Genomic DNA, 2,952 nt, shown 5'->3' with positions numbered 1-2,952 from the left:
ATATACCGCTGCCGTCTACGCGGCGCGCGCCCGGCTTGACCCTGTGCTGATCGAGGGTGAGGTCACCTGGGGCGGGGCCCTGATGAACACCACGGAGGTGGAGAACTACCCCGGGTTCCGGAACGGCATCATGGGCCCCGAACTGATGGAGGAGATGCGGGCGCAGGCCGAGCGGTTCGGCGCCGAGATCGTCACCCGCGACGCTGCGCACGTCGACCTGGCTGGTCCGGTGAAGGTGGTCAAGGACAGCGAGGGCAACGAGTACAGCACGCACGCGGTGATCCTGGCGATGGGATCCGGCTACCGCGAGATCGGGCTGGAGAATGAGAAGCGTCTCTCCGGGCACGGTGTCTCGTGGTGCGCGACCTGTGACGGCTTCTTCTTCCGTGACCAGGAGATCGCCGTGGTCGGCGGCGGGGACTCCGCCATCGAGGAGGCGACTTTCCTGACCAGGTTCGCCAGCAAGGTCTATCTCATCCACCGCCGTGACCAGCTTCGCGCGTCGAAGGTGATGCAGGAGCGCGCATTCGCGGACAAGAAGATCGAGTTCGTCTGGAACGCGGAGGTCGCCGACGTGCTCGGCGATGACAGCGTGTCCGGCCTACGGCTGCGGAACACCGTCAATGGCGAGGAGCGGACGCTGGACGTGACCGGTCTGTTCGTGGCGATCGGGCATGATCCGCGGTCTGAGCTGGTCAAAGGCCAGGTCGAGCTGGACGACGCGGACTACGTCAAGGTCGACGCGCCGACCACCCGGACCAACCTGACCGGAGTGTTCGCCGCGGGCGACCTCGTCGACCACATCTACCGACAGGCGGTTACGGCCGCCGGCACCGGTTGCCAGGCTGCGCTCGACGCCGAGCGATACCTCAGCGACATGAAGGCCACGAGTTCGCCGCAGACGACTGAGCAGGCAAGTTAGTCCACCAGCACGATGTCCGGCAGTTGACCCGGGACATTGCACCAACATATCGAGGAGTGATCCATGGGCACCATCCAGCACGTCACCGATGCGGACTTCGAGGAGAAGGTCCTGAAGAGCGACAAGCCGGTGCTGGTCGACTTCTGGGCAGAATGGTGCAGGCCATGCCAGATGATCGCTCCGGTCCTCGAAGAGATCGCCGGCTCTCAGGACAAGCTCGAGATCGTCAAGCTGAACATCGATGAGAACCCGGCCACAGCGGCTTCCAACCGGGTAACGTCTATACCGGCCCTGCACGTCTACTCCGGCGGAGAGGTTGTGAAGCAGATCATCGGCGCGAAACCGAAGCAGCTCCTGCTCAACGAGCTCGCCGACTATGTCGGTTAATCCACGGACCCGCTGGAACATTTGATGACAGCTGTTCGCTACCGGCTGGGTGATACCGGCCCCGCGATCTCCGAGATCCGTACCAAGCTCACGTTGTTGCGCCTGCTTGACGACACAGCGCCTGGCCCGGACGTGTTCGACGAAGACGTCGACCGCGCAATCCGCCAGTTTCAACAAGAGCGAGGGCTGACCGTCACGGGCGTCGTCGATGCCACCACTTACCGGGTGCTCGACGAGGCCCGCTGGCGGTTGGGAGATCGTCTCCTGTCCTACGTCGTCGCCAATCCGCAGTCCGGTGATGACGTCATGGCCCTGCAACGACGCCTCTCCGAGCTCGGATTCGACGTGGGGCAGGTGGACGGCGTCTTCGGATCGCGCACCGGGGACGCGGTTCGCGAACTCCAGCGGAACGTGGGCCTCGCAGCCGATGGCACGTGTGGGCCGAGCACCTTCAAGGCGCTGGGCCGGCTCGCGCCCCTGGTGACCGGCGGACGCCCGGACAGCCTGCGCGCGTCCGAACTGTTGCGCCGGGCAGGGAAGCGGCTGCCTGGCAAGGTGGTCGTCATCGACCCTGGACACGGCGGAAGCGACGTCGGGAATACCGGACATGGCCTCGAAGAGGCCAAGGTCGTCGAAGATCTGGCCGCTCGGATCGAAGGCCGTCTGACGGCCACTGGGGTAGAGGCGTATCTCACCCGTGGCCCCGGTTCGGACGTCGAGCTCGACGAGACTGCGCGGGCCCGGTTCGCCAACGAGACCGGTGCCAACCTCATGGTCTCCCTCCACGTCGACGCGCATCCGAACCCCGACGCCTCAGGCGTGGCTACCTTTTACTACGGCGGCGACCGGCCCGGCACGATGAGCGCGATCGGTGAACAGTTCGCCGGACTGATCCAGCGCGAGATCGTCGCCCGCACCGATCTCATCAACTGTCGCTGCCACTCCAAGACCTGGGATCTGCTCCGCCACACCACGATGGCCGCCGTCCGCATAGAGCTCGGCTACATCACGAACGAACGTGACGCCGCCAGGCTCTCCGATCCGGAGTTCCGGGATGTCGTGGCAGAGGCCGTGGTGGTCGCGGTCCAGCGCGTGTACCTGCCGTCGGGCGAGGATGCGCCGACGGGTGTGTTGCATCTACGGGACCTGGCCCAGGCATAGAGGCGTCTCAGGATACGGGTAATCAGGGGCGGCGGCGTGCGAAGCCGGACGTTTTAGGGCATCGTTGGAAGTTGGCCGACTTGTAACCGGACGGTCCGGGTACGTATTCGTCGATGCGGAAGGTGGAGGTGTGACATGGGGCAGTATCCCGAAGCTCAACGGAGGAATACTGACGCAGCAGCACCTTCCACCGGCTCAAAGCTTGATTCATACGTCGACCGCTACGCTACGCGCACCCATGGCATGACCGCTTCGGAGGTGCGATCGCTGTTCGCGGTCGCGTCCCGGCCCGAGGTGGTGTCGCTTGCGGGTGGCATGCCAAATATCTCCGGCCTGCCGCTCGATGTCGTGGGCTCGTTACTGAGCGAGCTGATACGCAAGCGCGGCGCTACGGCCTTGCAGTACGGGTCCGGACAAGGTGATCCAGGTCTGCGCGAACAGATCTGCGAAGTGATGCGCCCGGCGGGAATTCATGGCCATCC

Annotated in this window: 3 protein-coding genes and 1 pseudogene; all 4 read left to right on the top strand. The window is 64.8% G+C overall.

The window, feature by feature from the left end:
- On the top strand, positions 1–922 hold a 922-nt coding region (trxB, locus tag ELR45_RS06295; protein WP_240759211.1), incomplete at its 5' end, for a thioredoxin-disulfide reductase.
- A 63-nt stretch (positions 923–985) separates the two neighbouring features.
- Complete coding sequence (trxA, locus tag ELR45_RS06290) at positions 986–1,309, top strand: thioredoxin (RefSeq protein ID WP_129664405.1); 324 nt, start codon at positions 986–988, stop codon at positions 1,307–1,309.
- A 24-nt stretch (positions 1,310–1,333) separates the two neighbouring features.
- Complete coding sequence (locus tag ELR45_RS06285; RefSeq protein WP_129664404.1) at positions 1,334–2,470, top strand: N-acetylmuramoyl-L-alanine amidase; 1,137 nt, start codon at positions 1,334–1,336, stop codon at positions 2,468–2,470.
- A 135-nt stretch (positions 2,471–2,605) separates the two neighbouring features.
- A pseudogene (locus ELR45_RS40465) lies at positions 2,606–2,952 on the top strand (PLP-dependent aminotransferase family protein); the annotation flags it as partial.

Origin of the sequence: Phytoactinopolyspora endophytica (assembly GCF_004138495.1) — a bacterium.
In the GTDB taxonomy this organism is placed as follows: Bacteria; Actinomycetota; Actinomycetes; order Jiangellales; family Jiangellaceae; genus Phytoactinopolyspora; species Phytoactinopolyspora endophytica.
This window is presented reverse-complemented; position numbering and strand designations above follow the sequence as displayed.

Bases quoted from the DNA above. Each gene is read 5' to 3' on its own strand.
- ELR45_RS06285 (WP_129664404.1), top strand. From the start codon at position 1,334: ATGACAGCTGTTCGCTACCGGCTGGGTGATACCGGCCCCGCGATCTCC.
- trxA (WP_129664405.1), top strand. From the start codon at position 986: ATGGGCACCATCCAGCACGTCACCGATGCGGACTTCGAGGAGAAGGTC.